This is a genomic window from Beijerinckia mobilis, from assembly GCF_000745425.1.
Taxonomy (GTDB): Bacteria; Pseudomonadota; Alphaproteobacteria; order Rhizobiales; family Beijerinckiaceae; genus Beijerinckia; species Beijerinckia mobilis.
Genome location: NZ_JQJH01000054.1, coordinates 1 through 1232, shown reverse-complemented (window position 1 = coordinate 1232; position 1232 = coordinate 1). Strand labels below are relative to the sequence as shown.

The window sequence follows — 1232 nt, the reverse complement described above, 5'->3', positions numbered from 1 at the left end:
TTTCTGGCCGACAACGACAACATCTGGAAAGCGGCCAAGTATCTGAAGGCAGGTGAAGACGCAGCCTTCGGGAAGGTACCGCAGCTCGTCAGAGCAGATGGAACGGCTACCACCGATCACGAGGAACAGGCGGAAGAACTACTGACCAAATTCTTTCCGCCGCTACCAGACAGCATTGACGATGAAGGGACTAGACCACAAAGAGCGCCGATAGAGATGCCAGCCATCACCATGGAAGAGGTAGAGCGGCAGCTGCGCGCAACGAAATCATGGAAGGCGGCAGGTGAGGATGGCCTGCCGGCCATCGTGTGGAAGATGACCTGGCCCACGGTCAAACACCGGGTCCTCGATCTCTTCCAGGCTTCACTGGAAGAAGGCACGCTGCCTAGACAGTGGCGGCACGCAAAGATCATTCCGCTGAGAAAACCGAACAAAGAAGACTACACCATTGCCAAGGCGTGGAGGCCGATCTCACTGCTCGCGACACTAGGCAAGATCCTGGAGTCAGTGGTGGCAGAAAGGATCTCGCACGCAGTGGAGACCCATGGCCTGCTCCCGACGAGCCACTTCGGAGCCCGAAAGCAGCGGTCCGCGGAACAGGCACTCCTGCTTTTGCAGGAGCAGATTTATACAGCATGGCGCGGCCGACGGGTGCTGAGTTTGATCAGCTTCGATGTCAAAGGAGCCTACAATGGGGTCTGCAAAGAACGACTGCTCCAGAGAATGAAGGCGCGAGGTATCCCGGAGTTTCTGCTTCGATGGGTCGAGGCGTTCTGCTCGGGACGAACGGCGGCCATCCAGATCAATGGGCAACTGTCGGAGGTTCAGGATCTACCACAGCCGGGACTACCTCAGGGTTCGCCCCTGTCTCCAATCCTGTTTCTTTTCTTCAACGCCGACCTCGTACAGAGACAGATCGACAGCCAGGGAGGAGCAATTGCGTTCGTGGATGACTTTACCGCGTGGGTGACAGGACCGACCGTGCAGAGTAATCGGGACGGTATCACGACCATCGTCAATGAAGCGCTCGACTGGGAGAAGAGGAGTGGGGCAACTTTTGAAGCCGACAAAACGGCAATTATACATTTCGCACCCAAGGCTCGCAAAGTAGATCAAGAGCCATTCACTATCAAGGGACAGACGGTCGTGCCTCGGAATAAGGTCAAGATCCTCGGGGTCCTGATGGACACGCGATTGAAGTACAAGGAACATATTGCCAGAGCAGCGTCCAA

The 1232-nt window shown here is 56.2% G+C and carries 1 protein-coding gene; it reads left to right on the top strand.

The window, feature by feature from the left end:
* On the top strand, positions 1–1232 hold a 1232-nt coding region (locus DL88_RS21175), incomplete at both ends, for an RNA-directed DNA polymerase (protein ID WP_034999417.1).